Below are 15843 nucleotides of genomic sequence, written 5' to 3'. Positions count from 1 at the left end.
GCCCGTGGCACCCGCCTTGCTGTCGGGACCGAGTCGCTGGTTCAGCTTGGGAGATTGGCATGACGGGCCTGGTCCAGGAGTTCCGCCTCGCGCTGCGCAGGTTGCGCGGCTCGCCGGGGTTCACGCTGGTGGCGGTGTTGACGCTGGCGCTCGGCATCGGCGCCAACAGCGCCATCTTCAGCGTGGTGGACGCGGTGCTGCTGCGGCCCCTGCCCATGGCGGAGTCCGAGCGGCTCGTGCGGCTGTACAGCTCGGACGGCTCGCCGGGTGACTCGCCGTCGTCGGGGCCGGACTTCGTGGACTTCCGCGAGCGCACCCGCTCCTTCTCCGGGATGACGGCGGTGCGCAGCGGCGAGCAGAGCCTGGCCAGCGACGGCGCGGCGCCGGAGCGGCTGCGCGGCACCACCAGCACCGCGGACTTCTTCGACGTGCTGGGCGCGCGGGTGGCGCTGGGCCGGGCCTTCCGTCCGGAGGACGAGCAGCCGGGGCAGGAGCGGGTGGTGGTGCTCGGCCATGCGCTGTGGAAGCGCCGCTTCAACGCGGACCCGGAGGTGCTGGGCCGCTCGCTGTGGCTGGGCGGTGAGCGGCACACGGTGGTGGGTGTGGCGAGCGAGGGCTTCAGCTTCCCGCTGGAGACGCAGCTGTGGGTGCCCTTCGTGTGGGACGAGTCGCTCACCGGGGCCACGATGCGCGCCACCCACAGCCTGCGCGTCTACGCGCGGCTCAAGCCGGGCGTCACGCTGGAGGCGGCCCGCGCGGACGTGGCCGCGGTGGCCCAGGCGCTCGCGGTGGCCTACCCGGATTCGAACGGCGGGTACCGCGCCACGCTGGTACCGCTGCGCGAGGCGCTGCTGGGCAATGTCCGTCCCGCGCTCCTGTTCCTGCTGGGCGCGGTGGGGCTGGTGCTGCTCATCGCGTGCGCCAACCTCGCCAACCTGCTGCTCGCCCGCGCGGTGAGTCGTCGGGGGGAGCTGTCCGTGCGCATGGCGCTGGGGGCCAGCCGGGGCCGCATCCTGCGCCAGTTGCTGGTGGAGAGCGGCGTGCTGGCGGCGATGGGGGCGGGGCTCGGGGTGCTCCTGGCCGGGTGGCTCCTGGATGTCCTGGTGAGCCTGTCCCCGCAGGACATCCCCGGGCTGGCCCAGGTGGCCATCGACGCGCGTGTCGTCGCCTTCACGTGCGGACTGGGGCTCGTCACCGCGCTGCTGTTCGGCCTGTTGCCCGCGCTCCAGGCCTCCCGCGAGAGTCCGGCGGTGAGCCTGCGCGAGGTGGGCGCCAAGGGCGGCACGCGCGGTGGTGCTCGCGCGCGTCACCTGCTCATCGTCGGCGAGACGGCGCTGGCGGTGGTGCTGCTCGTGTGTGGAGGGCTGCTGCTCAAGGGCTTCCACCGCCTCTCCGACGTGGACCCCGGCTTCCGTCCGGACGGGGTGCTCAGCTTCGAGCTGGACCTGCCGGAGAGCGCCTACGGCTGGGCGTCGACGCGGAACCAGCGCTTCTACGACGCGCTGCTGGAGCGGCTGCGCGCGCTGCCGGGCGTGCAGGCCGCGGGGGCCGCGCTGGGCGTGCCGCTGGACGGCCGCTACATGGTGACGGGGATGTGGGACTCGGCGCGGCCGGAGCCCGGGCCGGGACAGAGCTGGGGCGTGCAGGTGGGCGTCATCACCCCCGGCTACGCGGAGGCGCTCGGCCTGCGGCTGGTGTCGGGCCGGTGGCTGACGTCCGCGGATGGCCTGGGCGAGGGGCAGCGCGCGCTGCTCATCAGCGAGGAGGCCGCGCGGCGCTACTGGCCCGGGGAGAGCCCGCTGGGGCGCACGGTGGAGATGGGCATCAACTTCGGCCTGGGCCGCTTCGGCGGACAGGTGGTGGGCGTGGTGGGGGACACGCGCAACAACGGGCTGGAGAAGGCCTCCTTCCCCCAGGTGTACGTGCCCTTCTCCCAGGCGCTGTACGGGAAGATGACGGTGGTGGTGCGCACGAAGGACGCGCCGCTCTCGCTGATGGCCCAGGTGCGCGAGGAGGTGCGCGCCCTGGACGCGAGCCTGCCGCTGGGCAGCGTGCGCACCCTCGAGGACCTGATGGGCGAGGCGCTGTCACGGCCGCGCTTCTACATGCTGGTGACGACGGGCTTCGCGCTCCTCGCGCTGCTGCTCGCGGCGGTGGGCCTGTCGGGTGTCATCGCCCACGCGGTGAGCCACCGCACGCGGGAGTTCGGCATCCGCATGGCGCTGGGCGCGCGCGGCGTGGAGCTCATGCGGCTGGTGCTGGGACAGTACCTGCGGCTGACGCTGGTGGGGCTCGGCGTGGGGCTCGGGCTGGCGCTCGTCGTCAGCCGGCTGTTGGAGGGGCTGGTGTACGGCGTCGCCCCGTGGGACCCCGTGACGTATGGCGCGGTGGCGGTGCTGCTCGTCGGCGTGGCGCTGCTGGCCAGCTGGGTGCCCGCGCGGCGCGCCACGCGGGTGGACCCCATCATCGCGCTCCGTCAGGAGTGAGCGCCCGCCCGGCCGCCTGCCTTGGGGCGGGCCGGCCGACACGGGCCTGTGTCCCGGGTTGTCCTCTCCGGAACAGTCTCCAGCTTTCAGGGAACCATCCTTCCCAAGGAGACTTCCATGAAGCTTCCACTGATGGCGGCCGTGGCCGCACTGACGTTCTGGGGTTGTTCCAGCCACTCGGCGAGCACGCGGGCGGACAGCCCCTCGGGCTCCAGCGTCCCGAGCGCCACGGGTGGTTCGGGCTCGGTGGACGCGGCCGAGCAGGAGCGTCAGGCGCGCGAGGATGAGCGCGACGCGAACGAGAGCCCGGGTGAGGCCGCGGACGTGGTGGACAACGAGCGCCGGGACCGGGGCGGGGCGCCGACCATCTACGACAACGAGGCCACGGGTGGCTCCGGTACGGGCACCCAGGTGACGACGCCGGACGGCGAGAAGTGGGACGTCATGGAGGAGCCGGGTGGCTCCGAGCCGCGTGACTCGACCGAGGGCACGGGTGGCTCGGGCGTGGACGCGGCGGACGGCACGGACGGCAGCCTCGATGACGACCCGGCTCCCACGGGCGCCGAGGAGAGCCAGTAGTCCCTCGAAGGTGGCCTGAGGCCTTCCGCGTCGGTGCGCCCCGGCGCGGAAGCGCGGTCTCCCTTTAGAAGATGGAGTCCTTGTCGGTGAGGTTGTAGACCTCCTGCACGCCGCGCAGCAGCTGGGGGAAGTCCAGCTCCAGGTCCCTCAGCAGGCCGGTGCGCATGTCGAACACCCAGCCGTGCACGGTGGGGAAGCCCTTCTCCACGTACGAGCGCTGCACCGCGGCCGTCTTGATGACGCTGATGCACTGCTCGGTGACGTTGAGCTCCACCAGCCGTGCATAGCGCGCCTCGACGTCCTCGAGCGCGTCCAGCTCCGCCTTGTGCAGGCGGTAGACGTCGCGCACGTTGCGCAGCCACGGGTTGAGGATGCCCAGGTCCTTGGGCTGCATGGCGGCCCGCACGCCCCCGCAGCCGTAGTGGCCGCAGACGATGATGCGCTTCACCGACAGCTGGCGCACGGCGTAGTTGATGACCGACATCACGTTCAGGTCGACGTTGTTGATGAGGTTCGCGACGTTGCGATGGACGAAGACGTCCCCGGGCTCCACGCCCATGATTTCATTGGCGGGCACCCGGCTGTCGGAGCAGCCGATGTAGAGGTACTCGGGGCTCTGTTCCGCGGACAGTCGTTCGAAGTACTGCGGGTCGTCCTTCGTCTTGGCGGCGGACCAGCGGCGGTTGTTCTCGAAAAGCTGTTCGTAGGAGGGCACGAATCGGTGGCATCCCTCCATGGGCTCCCCCGCGTCAACGGGGAAGTGCGCTCGGAGGGTGACAGCGTCAGCGGGCGAGCTGAATGGGCCGGGAGGTGGAGGTCCGGAGCTGACGCATGTCGACCAGGATGTCGTAGGCCCGCGCCTTGGGGAGTACCGGCCCCGCGTCGAAGCGGTAGCTGGCGCGCACGTCGGGGAAGCGCTCCCGGGCCGCCAGGGCGAAGAGCTCCTTGGCCACCCACTCCGTGTCGACGGACACCGAGCCGAACTCGTCCAGGTAGCGCTGGGGCGCGGAGGAGTCCGTCTGTCGGGCGGTGAGCACGAAGACGCGCGGCGTGCGCTCGGGGACGAGCGCGGCGGCCCCCTGGCGCATCAGCTCCAGCTCCCGCAGCTGGGGCCAGGCGAACAGCTCCAGCGACTGTTGATGCGCGAGCAGTCCGCTCACCGCGACGAGCAGCGCCAGCGCCGCGCCGGCCACGCGCGGCCCGTGTCGGGGCCAGTGCTCGCCCAGCTTCACCACGCCCGCGAAGAAGAACACGCTCCACACCCCCGCGAGCGCGAAGAGCGTGCGGTAGGTGGGCCAGCGCTCACCCGCGAGCAGGCTGGCGCAGTACGCGACGCCGGACAGCCCCACCAGCGCCAGGAGCCACGCGGCCACGCCCGTGCGCCCCGCGCGCCGCCACTCGACGACGAGCGTCAGCAGGAGCAGGCCCAGCGTCACGCCCACCATGGGCCAGTAGCCCCACGCGGGCGTTGTGTCCGTGTCGTCGATGGCCGTCAGCGCCAGGGCGTTGGGCAGCACCTGGGTGACGAACCACGCCGCCTTGTCCAGCAGGTGTCGCTCCAGCGCCATGCGCGGCGAGGGGGTGAACAGCCCCACCGCGAAGCTCACGCGCGTGACGACGTACGCCAGCCCCAGCCCCACGCCCAGCACGGACACGTGGCCCAGGAGCCAGCGGGCCGGAGCGCGCACGTCCTCGTGTCGCCGCGTCACCAGCACCGCCGCGAGCAGCACCGCGTAGAACGGACCACTGGCCTGGTAGATGAGCGTCGACGCCGCCAGCGCCAGCGCGCCGCCCACCAGGAGCAGCCGTCCGCGGACGCCGCCGAGCCACGCGCCAGCTGGCCCGATGGCCTGTCTCGTCAGCGCGAAGGCCCCCGCGCTCGCGAGCAGGGCCACGGCCTGCGGCCAGCAGATGCTCCAGTTGGCGACGACCTGCGCGGACGGAATCAGCGGGATGAACGCGGCCAGCAGCGCGGCGGGGACCTGCTTCCAGCCCTCGGCGCGCAAGAGCAGGTAGAGCACCACGGCGAGCAGTCCCAGTCCGAGCACCGCCAGGGCCCGCAGGCCGCGCAGCCCGTCCAGGTCCTCGGCCGCGCGCGTGGTGCGCTCCAGCATCCAGCCATACAGCGGACGGCCCATGGCGCCGCAGACGCGCAGAATCTTCCCGGGCTCCTCGCGCGCCTCGCGCAGGATGGCGTAGTCGTCCCTCAGGCCGTAGCGCAGCGAGACGGCGCTTCCGTAGACGACCCAGGGAAGCAGCAAGAGCAGGGCGGCCGTACCCCAAGCCCGGAAGAAACCTATCGTGAAGCGTGTCCGCAGGGGAGAACCTCTGAAGGCCGACACCCTAGCAGAGTCGTATGACGCGTCTCGGTATGCGTGGAAACGAGGCTGTCCACGCCCAGGCCACATGGCCATCCGGACGCACGAGCAGTCCGTCCACGCCCCGCAGCGCGCCTGTGTCGGCGGAAGTCTCCAGCGCCAGGGCATTGACGCGGGGGCGCCAGCCAGGTGCGGGCTCCCAGTCCGAGGACGGCGCGGCGGCGGGTGTCGCGTGCAGCCACAGCCAGTGGCCGTCATGGAGGCCGGAGTAGAGCGAGCGCTGGCCTCCGTCGGCGAGTCGCAGCGTCCAGTCCGGGAGCCTGCGTCCCGTCCAGCCCGGCAGGGTGCTCGGTGAAGGCGCGGGGATGGGTGCACCAGCGAAGGCAACGTCCAGTCCGCCGAGCTGTTCGGCGAGCCGCTGGTTGATGGCGGGCAGGCGCAAGAGGCCGTTCATCAGCTCGCGCAGCGCGAGGACCTCCGGGGTGAAGCCCATGAGCGCGGACTGGGCCTGGGTGTTGCTCAGGAGCGACTGCCCCACCGGATGTCTCTCCTGGTGGTAGCTGTCCAGCAGCGTGGGCGGCGCGCCCTCGCGCAGCACGGCGGCCAGCTTCCAGCCCAGGTTCATCGCGTCCTGCAGGCCCACGTTGAGCCCCTGTCCACCGGCCGGGTAGTGCATGTGCGCCGCGTCTCCGGCGAGCAGCACGCGGCCTCGCCGGTAGTGCTCCGCCAGCCGCGTCTCGTCGCCGAAGCGCGACAGCCACCGGGGCTCCTTCATGCCGAAGTCGGAGCCGGCCACGCGCGTGAGGCTCTCACGCAGCTCCTCCAGGGACAGCGGCTCGCGTGGCGAGGTGCGCTCGCGCCGGGCGTCGGTGACGATGGCGCGGTACTGGCCCTGGCCCAGGGGCACGATGACGGCGTTGCCGCGCGCGTTGGTGAGCGCGAGGAACGGCGTGGAGGGAGGGTGCTCCAGCGTGACGTCGCCCAGCATCGACGTGCGCGTGGAGTCCGTCCCCGGAAAGCCGATGCCCGCGAGCTGTCGCACGACGCTGCGCGCGCCGTCCGCCCCCACGGCGTAGCGGGCGCGGCAGCGGAACGCCGTCCCCTGGACGCTCCCCGCGAGCACCACGCCCTCCTCGTCCTCGTGCAAGGACTCCACGACGTGGCCTCGGCGGATGTCCACCCCCAGCCCGCGCGCGTGCTCCGCCAGCAGGGCCTCGGTGAGCGCCTGGGGCAGGAACAGCGTGTAGCGGAACGTCGTGTCGAGCCCGGAGAAGTCCAGCCGCGTGTCCAGCAGGCCGAAGTGCCCGGTGGGCAGGGGACGCCCGCGCTCCAGGAAGGGCGCCTCCAGCCCCCGCAGCGCCAGCACCTCCAGGGAGCGCGGATGCATCGTCAGGGCGCGTGACTCCCGCACCGGCGCCTCCCTTCGCTCCAGGACGCACACCTCCACGCCCGCGAGCGCCAGCTCGGCCGCCAGCATCAACCCGGTGGGGCCGCCTCCGACGATGGCCACCTCGACGTCCAGCTCCATGACCTGCCTCCTCATCACGAATCTAACGTTGTTAGTTTTCATCTAACGGCGTTAGATTGGGCCGTCAACACGAGGTGGCACGGGCGCATGCGCATCCAGAAGGAGCAGGTGGTCCAGGCGGCGTGGGCGCTGGTGGATGAGGTGGGTGTGGAGGGGCTGACGATGCGCTCGTTGGCGCAGGCGCTCTCCATCCAGGCGCCGTCGCTCTATTGGCATTTCCCCAGCAAGCAGTCGCTGCTGGAGACGATGGCGGACGCGCTGCTGGCGGACGTGGCGGTGGTGCGCCCGACGGGGAGGAGCTGGGAGGTGGTGGTGAAGGCCGTCGCGGGGGAGCTGCGGCGCGCGTTCCTGAGCCACCGGGACGCGGCCCGGGTGTTCGCGGGCACCGTCGTCGCGACGGAGAACACCTTCCGCGTCAGCGAGTGGCTGATGGAGGCGCTGACGCAGGCGGGGCTGTCCTCCAAGGAGGCGGGGTGGACCACCTTCACGCTGCTCGACTACGTCCTCGGGTTCACCATCGAGGAGCAGTCGTTGGGCACGCGCGACGCCCAGGCGCCCCCGGTGGCCGAGCAGATGCGGGCCCTGGCCACGCCGCGCTTCCCCCACGTGGCCCGGGCGGTGGAGGCCCTGGTGGACCCCGACTTCGACGCGCGCTTCACGTTCGGCCTGGAGCTGCTCCTGGCCGGCGTGCGTGCTCGTAGACCCGCGCGCGCGCGGTGACCAGGCGACAGCAACCCTGCCCTGGGGGCGCGCCTCGCGGTGCGCCGCGTCTGCTCTTGCACGACCGGATGTCAGACTATTGGAAGCGCTCCTTGACGTCGCCCCTCCACGCATCCACCTCAGCCCTGGTGGCCGTGCGTGCGCGACGAGAAGGATGTGGTGAAGCTCCGAGCCGATGACCGAGAGGTGTCCTGGGAGCGCCCGTCGCGGCCGGGGTTGTCCGCGTCACGGCTGCCTGCTCACAATGTGACCATCGAGGGTTGGGTGGTGGAGTGGCTCGCCCTGCACTGGCAGATGCCCACGGCCTCCATCGACACCCGGCGCCCCCTGGTGGAGCAGGGCCTCGACTCGATGGGGGCGATGCGGCTCACGTACGACCTGGAGCAGTGGCTGGGGTTGCCCCTCACCCTGTCGTTCCTCTGGGAGCAGCGCACCATCGAGTCGCTGGCGCGCGCCCTGGCCTCGCCGGACACGCTGTTCTCCCTGTCGCCCGTGAGTGATGCGGGCGACGCGGCGGGGGGGCTGGCGTCGGACACCGCGCCCGCGTCCTCGGGGCAGCGGCGCCTGTGGCGGCTGATGCGTCCTGTGCCCGACAGCCCGCGCTTCCACGTCCATTTCGGGCTGCGGTTCGACGGGCCGCTGGATGTCGACTCGCTGAAGCTCGGCCTCGAGGAGCTGGTGCGTCGGCACGAGGCTCTCCGGACGACGTTCCGCGAGGGCGACGGCGCGTTGACCCAGGTCGTCTCGCCCGCGGCGCGACTGGAGCTGCCGGTCGTCGACCTGCGGGGCGGAGGTGGGGGCGCGCCGGAGGAGGCGCTGGACTCGTCCTCGTTCCGCGCGATGAACGATGCCCAGGCGCGCGCGCCCTTCGACGTGGCGTCCGGTCCGCTGATGCGCGCCGCGCTGGTCATCCTGGCGGAGCAGACCCACGTCCTGCTGGTGACGCAGCATCAGCTCATCACGGACGGGCCGTCGCTCGGGGTCTTCGGGCGGGAGCTGGCCTCGCTGTACCGCGTCTTCCAGGCCGGGGTGCCCTCGCCGCTGGCGCCTCCCGCGCGTCAGCCCGTGGACGTGGCGCGCTGGCAACATCGCTGGTCGACGAGTGACGCGGCCCGCCTGCAGCGCGAGTACTGGCGCGCGCGGCTGGAGGGCGCCCCGCCGCTCTCGCTGACGTCGCGATGGACTCGCGAGGAGGCCGCGGGAGGGCAGGGCGGGCTGGTGCGCTTCGAGGTGCCCGTGGCGCTGACGGCCGCCTGGAAGTCGCTGGCGAGCACGGAGGGCGCCACGTTGTTCACGGCCCTGTCCGCGGTGTTCGCCGCGCTCTTGCGCCAGGTGTCCGGCCAGGAGGACGTGCTCGTGGGCACGGTGGTGGCCAACCGGGGACGCCGCGAGCTGCGCGACGTGGTGGGCCTGCTCTCCAACACCGTGGCGCTGCGCTGCGACCTGACGGGCAACCCGTCCTTCCGCGAGCTGCTCCGGCGCCACCGCCTGCGCACCACGGAGGACCTGGGCCACCAGGAGCTGCCCTTCGACGAGGTGGCCGCGAGCCTCCCGCACGGGCTGCAGGCCGCGTGCGTGTTCGAGAGCGCGACGGGGGTGGACCTGTCCATCCCCGGCCTGTCCTGCACGCTGCTGTCGGACACGCCGGACGCATCCGTGCCGGGGTTCGCCCGCCATGCGCTGACGCTGCTGCTGCGCGAGGACCTGGCGGGGCTTCGCGGCGCCTTCGAGTACGCCTCCGCCGTCTTCCATCCCGCGGAGGTGGAGCAGCTGGCCCGGGCCTTCCGTCACCTGCTGGGGCGCATCGTCGAGGCGCCGGACGCGCGGCTGGACGAGCTGGCCCTGTCCGACGAAGCGCCGCGTCAGGCGCCGGACGGCGGGCCCGCGAGGACCTCCGGCACGGCGGACTCCAGCGCCTGACGGGCCTCTTCGAAGTCCCGTCGCGCCAGGTCCACCCACTCCCGGAGCAGCTCCAGCGGCTCGTGCGGCGCGCGCGTCTCCAGCGCCTCGCACCGGCGCGACAGCCGGGCCGCGCCGAACAGGGCCGCGCTGGAGCGCAGGCTGTGCGCGTGGCGGGTGAGCGCCGCCGCGTCGGAGGTCTCCAGGGCCTGCTGGAACGAGGACAGGTGCTTGTCGGCGTTGCGCAGGAAGTCGCGCACCAGCGTGGCCAGCTCGCCCCGGTCCGGGCCGGTGAGCAGCTCCAGCTTCTGCACCGCGGAGGCGTCGAACCCGGGCGCCTCGGGCGGCGGCGCCAGCGGGAGGTCGGGCAGCCGCGCCGCGCTCTCCAGCGCCGCCATGAGCAGCGTGGCGTCCACCGGCTTCGTCACGAAGTCGTTCATCCCCGCCTGGAGACACAGGTCCTTGTCTCCCTGGATGACGCTCGCGGTCATCGCGATGATGCGGGGGCTGCCATACCGGGGAGCGTCCGCGCGGATGCGGCGCGTGGCCTCCAGGCCGTCCATCTGCGGCATGTGCACGTCCATGAAGACGACGTCGTAGCGCTCGCGCTCCAGGGCGCCCAGCGACTCCACGCCGTTGCCCGCCACGTCCGCGTCGTAGCCCAGCTTCTTGAACAGGCGCAGGCCGACCTTCTGGTTGATGGGGTTGTCCTCCACCAGGAGGATGCGCAGGGGCAGCCGCTGGCCCAGCGTGGCGTCCAGCTCCGCGGAGGCGCGGGTGGCCACCTCCTCGCCCTCGCGCAGGACGACCTCCACGCTGAAGGTGGAGCCCAGGCCCACGGTGCTGTGCACGCGGATGGTGCCGCCCATCAGCTCCGCCAGCCGCAGGCTGATGGCGAGCCCCAGGCCCGTGCCGCCGTAGTGGCGGCTGGTGGACGCGTCCACCTGGCTGAACGAGCGGAACAGCCGGTTCATCCGCTCCGCGGGGATGCCGATGCCGGTGTCCTGGATGTCGAAGCGCAGGGGCCAGCTGTCGGGCTCGAGCCCCGGCTTCAGCTCCCCGCGCGACACGCGCACGCTGACGCCGCCCTCGTGCGTGAACTTGAGCGCGTTGCCCACCAGGTTGACCAGCACCTGCCGCAGCCGCGTCTTGTCGCCCCACAGCGCGTCGCGCACGTCCGCGTCCACCGTGTGCTTCAGGTACAGACCGCGCGAGGCCGCCTGCGGCCCCAACAGGCCCAGGCATTCCTTGAGGCTCTGGCGCAGCGAGAAGGACTGTCCGTCGAGCTCGAACGCGCCCGCTTCTATCTTGGAGAAGTCGAGCAGATCATTGATGAGCCGCAGCAGCGCCTCGCCGCTCGTGTGGATGACGTCCACGCTCTCGCGCTGCTCCTCGGTGAGCGACGTCTCACGCAAGAGCTGCGCCATGCCCAGCACGCCGTTCATGGGTGTGCGGATCTCGTGGCTCATGTTGGCCAGGAAGCTGGACTTGGCGGTGTTGGCGGCGTCCGCCTCCGCGCGCGCGGCGTCCAGCGCCAGGTTCTTCTCCCCCATGCTGGAGAGGGCGTCCTGGGCCTCGGTGACGTCCAGCAGCGCCCACAGCCTGCCGCGCGCGGAGCCCCGGCGCGCGGGCACGCAGGAGACGGACAACGTCTGGTGTGGTGACTCGAAGCGCCAGAGCATGTCGCGCAGCTCCGGCTGGCTGCCATCGAACAGCCTCGCCATCCGCTCCTCGATTTGCGCGCGGTTGGTCGCGCGCTCTCGCAGCGAGGCCATGGCGCGCGACATCTGGTGGGCGGGCACCTGCCCCTCGGGCAGCCCGAGCATGACGGCGCCCGGCTTGTTCACCCACGTCTCGACGCGGTTGTGCTCCAGGAACACCAGCGCGCAGGGCACCGCGTCGGTGATGGCGTCCACACGGGCGCGCAAGGTCTCCGTGGCGCTCTCCAGGTCGCTCTCCCGCGCGCAGGTGAGCAGGAGCCCCGTCAGGGCCTGGAGGCAGGCGCGCTCGGCGGGGGAGAAGCCCGTGGGGCCCTGGCGCACCAGCACGAGGCCGCCCTTGCGGTCGTCAACGGAGTGCCACGGCAGCACGGCCATGGCGCCGCGCAGCGACTCGGGGACGCCGCTCTCCAGGGGACGGGGTTCATGGAAGCGCCACGCCGAGTCCTCCGCCAGGGGGCCGCGGAAGAGCGCCTCGCCCAGGTGCGCCAGCCGAGGGCGCTGCGCGGGCGTGCCGGCCAGCTCGAACACGGTGAGCGGGTCGATGCGGCGCAGGCTGACGGCCACGTCCGCGCGGCAGGCCTGACGCACCACCTCCAGCAGCCGGGTGAGCTGGCCGCCGTCGCGCGTGCCCAGCGCTCGCACCGCGGCCACCATCAGCTCCGCCAGCGCGGGGTCCACGGTCAGGGAACCGGGAGGGGGCCCCGGTTCCGTCACTTCCGTCGAGGAAGCGCTCACGCCGCCGCGAGGGCGCTTGCCGCGAGGGCGTCCGAGATGAGCGTGTTGACCTCGTTGGGCGCGCTCAGGTGCGGCAGGTGTCCCTGGTTGGGGACGTAGCGGATGTTGCCGCTCGGCAGGCTCCTGGCCAGGTACTCGCCCACCGCGGTGGGGACGGCGAAGTCGTTGAGCGGCTGGACGACCCAGGTGGGCACCTTCAGCCGGGTCACCTGCTCGCGGTAGTCCGACTCGAAGATGATGCGAATCACGCCGACGGCGATGTCGGGGCGCAGCGCCAGCAGCGAGTCGGCAAAGCCCTTGACCATCTCCGGCGTGGCGGCGGGACCCATGGCCGCCTGCGCGAAGCCGCTGGCCCAGGCCTCGAAGTGCTGCTCGATGGTCTTGTACAGCTCGTCGACGGCCTGGCGGTCGAACCCGCCCTTGAAGTCAGGCGAGTTGAGGTAGCGGGGCGAGGCGCCGATGAAGAGCATGCCCCGGAAGAACTCGGGTCGGACCAGCCCCGCGAGCACGCCAATCATGCCGCTCATCGAGTGGCCCACGTAGAACACGTTGCGCGCCTTGACCGACTCGAGCACCTCCAGCAGGTCCAGCGAGTAGCTCTCCAGGGCCGCGTAGCGATGCGGGCTGTAGTCCTCCAGGTCCGTGCCGTGCGTGCCCACGTGGTCGAACAGGACGATGCGGTGCGTGTCCTCGAAGGCGCGCACCTGGTGGTGCCACGCGCTCTGGTTGGTGCCGAAGCCGTGGGCGAAGACAATCACATCGTCGCCTCGGCCAATGACCTGCACATTGTTTCGAGTGGTGACTGACTTGGTCATGGCGCGAGTCTAGATGATGCGGGGCGCACGGGACGATGCAGCCCGCATGCTCGCAAGTCGACCACCCGACGGAACGTCACGACTCGCGCAGGCGCGCTCACGTTGCCGCACAAGGCGGCAGTGTACCGAGGGCCAGTTGACCCGCGGGAACCCCGTAGTCGCGCGGGACATGCAGGCGGGTCATGACGGACAGTCGCCGCGTCGGCCCCGGCACATCGCGTGCGAAGTCTGTCCGGGGGCGCCCACTCGCGGGCCCGGAGGGTTGAGGCGCGCGAGGCGTGCGGGGACAACGGCGCGTGGGGAGGAGCGCGCATGGGACTGTCGATGTTCCTGACGATGTGGGTGGGGCTGATGTCTGTCGCTCCAGCGGGCAGCGAGGCCCGGCTGCCCGGCAGCACGGAGTGGGCGCTCAGCCAACCGGCGACGGGCGCGCAATTGGAGGGCTACGCCAGCGCGACGAGCGTGCAGCGGGGCCAGTCCATCGACATCCACGTGCGGACCGACAGCCCGCATGCGGTGCGCTGGGAGCTGTACCGCATGGGCCACTACGGCGGCGCGGGCTCGCGGCGCATGGCGTCCGGAGGTCCCGTCACCCTCGGCCCGCAGCCCACGCCGGCGGCGGACAGGACGACGGGGCTGGTCGAGTGTCGCTGGCCGGTGAGCTTCACCGTGGCGACCCAGGCCTCGTGGCCCAGCGGGGTGTACCTGCTCAAGCTGGTGCGTGACGACGGGCCGCAGTCCTACGTCATCTTCGTGGTGCGCGCCGACGAGCGGAAGAACACGGGCGTCGTCCTGATTCCGTTCACCACGTTCCAGGCCTACAACGCCTGGGGCGGAGAGAGCCTCTACGCCACCTCCCTGGGACTGTCCGGAGGCCACGCGAAGGTCGCCTCGTTCGACCGGCCGTACCTGGATGGAAATGGGGCGGGCGAGTACTTCCATGCCTCGCACCACTTCGTGCTGTGGGCCGAGTCCAAGGGCTACGAGCTCAACTACGTCACCAACGTGGACCTGGACCGGGACCCCTCGCTGTTGCTGGGACAGAAGCTGTTCATCTCGGTGGGGCATGACGAGTACTGGTCGCGTCCGCTCAAGCAGGCGGTGGACGCGGCGCTGGCGTCGGGGGTGAACCTGGCGTTCCTGGGCAGCGACACCAGCTGCTGGCTCATCCGCCTGGAGGCGGGGCCCACGGGCACGTCCAGGCGCAGGCAGGTCTGTTACAAGGACGAGGCGCCCCAGGAGGACCCGAAGGCTGGCACGAACCTCATGACGGTGCGCTGGCGCAACGCGCGCCTGGGCGAGCCGGAGAACGGCCTGGTGGGCGTGATGTCCGACGCGTGGGGCCTCATCCCGCAGCCCTACGTGGTGCGCACGCCGGGCGCCTGGCCCTTCGCCGGCACGGGGCTCGCGCAGGGCGACTCCCTCCTCTCCGTGGTGGGCTACGAAATCGACCGCGCGTGGAGCAACGGGGCCTCGCCGCCGGGGCTCGTCGCCCTCGCCGAGTCGCCGGCCATCAGCAGCAGGGGCGAGCCCAACCGGCACACCTCCACCCTCTACACCGCGCCCTCGGGCGCATTCGTCTTCGCCAGCGGCGGCATCTCCTGGTCCCACGGCCTGTCGCATCCACACTTCGCGGACCTGCGCGTGCAGCGCATCACCGACAACGTGCTGCGCAGGGCGGGCCTCGTGCCGCCGCTGGCGGGCGACACCTTCGGCGCGGACGACCCCAGGCCCGTGGACCGCACCGGACAGTCCGCGGGCGTGTCCACCTTCGCGGGGGCCGCGTTCCAGGAGGGGTTCGTCAACGGCCCTGCGGCGCAGGCGCGCTTGCGTCGGCCCGTGGGCGTGGCGGTGGACGCGCAGGGCAACGTGTTCGTCGCGGACACCGGCAACCACGCGGTGCGGCGCATCGCCAACGACGCGGCGCGCACCGTCACCACCATCGCGGGCACGGGCACGCCGGGGGTGGGCGAGGGGGCCGGCGCGACGACGGCGCTGCGCTCGCCGCAGTCCATCGCCATCGCCACCGACGGCACGCTCTACGTGGCGGACACGGGCAACCACCGCGTCGTCCGCATCGCCCGGGACGAGCGCTGGACGGTGAGCACCTTCGCGGGCTCGAGGGACGGACGGCAGGGCAAGGTGGACGGCGTGGGCACCGCCGCGCGCTTCCAGACACCCTCCAGCGTGACGTTCGCCGGGACGGACCTGTATGTGGCGGACACCTTCAACCACCGGCTCGCGCGCATCTCCCCGGACGGGCGGGTGAGCACGCTGATTGGCGCGCGCGGCTCGGGCAGCACCAACGGGCCCGCCAGCCAGGCGAAGCTCCACCGGCCCACGGGCGTGGCCTTCGGCGGCGGCGCGCTGTGGGTGGTGGACACGGGCAACCGCCTCATCCGCCGCGTGGCGCTGGACGCTTCCTTCACCACCTCCACCGCCGCGGGCGCCGTCACCGGTGGCTTCTCGGACGGGGCGGGCAGCGCGGCGCTGTTCCTGCCGATGCTCGGCGCGGCCTACGTCCAGGACCGGCTGCTGGTGACGGACACGGGCAACGAGCGCATCCGCGCCGTCGCCTCCGGCCGGGCGAGGACGTACGCGGGCACGGGCGCGCATGGCGCTCGGGATGGCGCGGCGGAGCAGGCCACCTTCAGCCTGCCCGCGGGCATCGCGGGCCTGCCCAACGGGGACGTGCTGGTGGTGGACCAGGGCGCGTCCACGGTGCGCAAGCTGCTCGCGCCCGCCTCGGGGGGAGGCTCGCGTCCCGTGCCGCGCATCACCGGTGGACCCTTCTCCGGGACGAGCGCGCCCTTGAACGTGTTCCTCGACGCGACGACGAGCACCGCGACGGGCGCGGGCCGCTGGATTCAGCGCTTCCGGTGGGAGCTGGGGGACGGCACCACGTCCGACGCGGCGTACCTGGAGCACCGCTACACGGGCGTGGGCCGCTACACCGTCACGCTCACCGCCACGGACGACCTGGGGGCGAGCGCCTTCGCCACGCAGGTCATCCAGGTGGGCCCGCCCTGACGACGGGCCCGT

10 protein-coding genes are annotated in these 15843 nt (G+C 72.3%); 5 read left to right on the top strand and 5 right to left on the bottom strand.

The genetic code is table 11. The annotated features are described in order from the left end of the window. Positions 1-59: 59 nt before the first annotated feature. On the top strand, positions 60-2486 hold the full coding sequence (locus tag AC6JA9_RS35405) for an ABC transporter permease (protein ID WP_267699558.1): 2427 nt from the start codon (positions 60-62) through the stop codon (positions 2484-2486). 117 nt (positions 2487-2603) lie between these two features. Next, on the top strand, positions 2604-3065 hold the full coding sequence (locus tag AC6JA9_RS35400) for a hypothetical protein (protein ID WP_426745102.1): 462 nt from the start codon (positions 2604-2606) through the stop codon (positions 3063-3065). Between the two features lie 64 nt (positions 3066-3129). Here AC6JA9_RS35400 and AC6JA9_RS35395 read toward each other — a convergent pair whose 3' ends face one another. The 3 genes from AC6JA9_RS35395 to AC6JA9_RS35385 form a co-directional block, all read right to left on the bottom strand. After that, entirely contained in the window at positions 3130-3780 is a 651-nt protein-coding gene (locus AC6JA9_RS35395; RefSeq protein ID WP_223751354.1) for a carbonic anhydrase, read from the bottom strand. Between the two features lie 67 nt (positions 3781-3847). After that, a complete protein-coding gene (locus AC6JA9_RS35390) occupies positions 3848-5326 on the bottom strand; it encodes a hypothetical protein (RefSeq protein WP_497958466.1) in 1479 nt (492 codons plus the stop codon). A gap of 82 nt (positions 5327-5408) precedes the next feature. After that, positions 5409-6911 (bottom strand): FAD-dependent monooxygenase, encoded by a 1503-nt coding sequence (locus tag AC6JA9_RS35385; RefSeq protein ID WP_497958465.1) that lies wholly within the window; start codon positions 6909-6911, stop codon positions 5409-5411. Between the two features lie 87 nt (positions 6912-6998). Here AC6JA9_RS35385 and AC6JA9_RS35380 point away from each other — a divergent pair, with 87 nt between their 5' ends. After that, the gene (locus AC6JA9_RS35380; RefSeq protein WP_497958464.1) at positions 6999-7631 is read left to right on the top strand and encodes a TetR/AcrR family transcriptional regulator C-terminal domain-containing protein; all 633 of its coding nucleotides are present in this window, start codon (positions 6999-7001) and stop codon (positions 7629-7631) included. Between the two features lie 138 nt (positions 7632-7769). Next, the gene (locus AC6JA9_RS35375; RefSeq protein WP_483578680.1) at positions 7770-9551 is read left to right on the top strand and encodes a condensation domain-containing protein; all 1782 of its coding nucleotides are present in this window, start codon (positions 7770-7772) and stop codon (positions 9549-9551) included. Here the strand turns inward: AC6JA9_RS35375 and AC6JA9_RS35370 are convergent. Beyond that, on the bottom strand, positions 9494-11929 hold the full coding sequence (locus AC6JA9_RS35370; RefSeq protein WP_497958463.1) for a hybrid sensor histidine kinase/response regulator: 2436 nt from the start codon (positions 11927-11929) through the stop codon (positions 9494-9496). The genes AC6JA9_RS35375 and AC6JA9_RS35370 overlap by 58 nt on opposite strands. Before the next feature lie 53 nt (positions 11930-11982). Next, positions 11983-12744: an alpha/beta fold hydrolase gene (locus AC6JA9_RS35365; RefSeq protein ID WP_267699564.1), complete on the bottom strand. Its 762-nt coding sequence runs from the start codon at positions 12742-12744 to the stop codon at positions 11983-11985. A 369-nt stretch (positions 12745-13113) separates the two neighbouring features. On the opposite strand from AC6JA9_RS35365, the gene AC6JA9_RS35360 reads away from it, so the two are divergent. Next, complete coding sequence (locus tag AC6JA9_RS35360) at positions 13114-15831, top strand: N,N-dimethylformamidase beta subunit family domain-containing protein (protein ID WP_223781524.1); 2718 nt, start codon at positions 13114-13116, stop codon at positions 15829-15831. Positions 15832-15843: the final 12 nt, after the last annotated feature.

This window comes from Myxococcus sp. MH1 (assembly GCF_059738865.1).
The sequence above is the reverse complement of the archived record's forward strand: the minus strand, read 5'-3'. Positions and strand labels throughout refer to the sequence as shown.

Excerpts from the sequence above, each read along its gene's own strand:
- AC6JA9_RS35405 (WP_267699558.1), top strand. The coding sequence starts at position 60 with ATGACGGGCCTGGTCCAGGAGTTCCGCCTCGCGCTGCGCAGGTTGCGC.
- AC6JA9_RS35360 (WP_223781524.1), top strand. The coding sequence starts at position 13,114 with ATGGGACTGTCGATGTTCCTGACGATGTGGGTGGGGCTGATGTCTGTC.
- AC6JA9_RS35380 (WP_497958464.1), top strand. The coding sequence starts at position 6,999 with ATGCGCATCCAGAAGGAGCAGGTGGTCCAGGCGGCGTGGGCGCTGGTG.
- AC6JA9_RS35400 (WP_426745102.1), top strand. The coding sequence starts at position 2,604 with ATGAAGCTTCCACTGATGGCGGCCGTGGCCGCACTGACGTTCTGGGGT.
- AC6JA9_RS35385 (WP_497958465.1), bottom strand. The coding sequence starts at position 6,911 with ATGGAGCTGGACGTCGAGGTGGCCATCGTCGGAGGCGGCCCCACCGGG.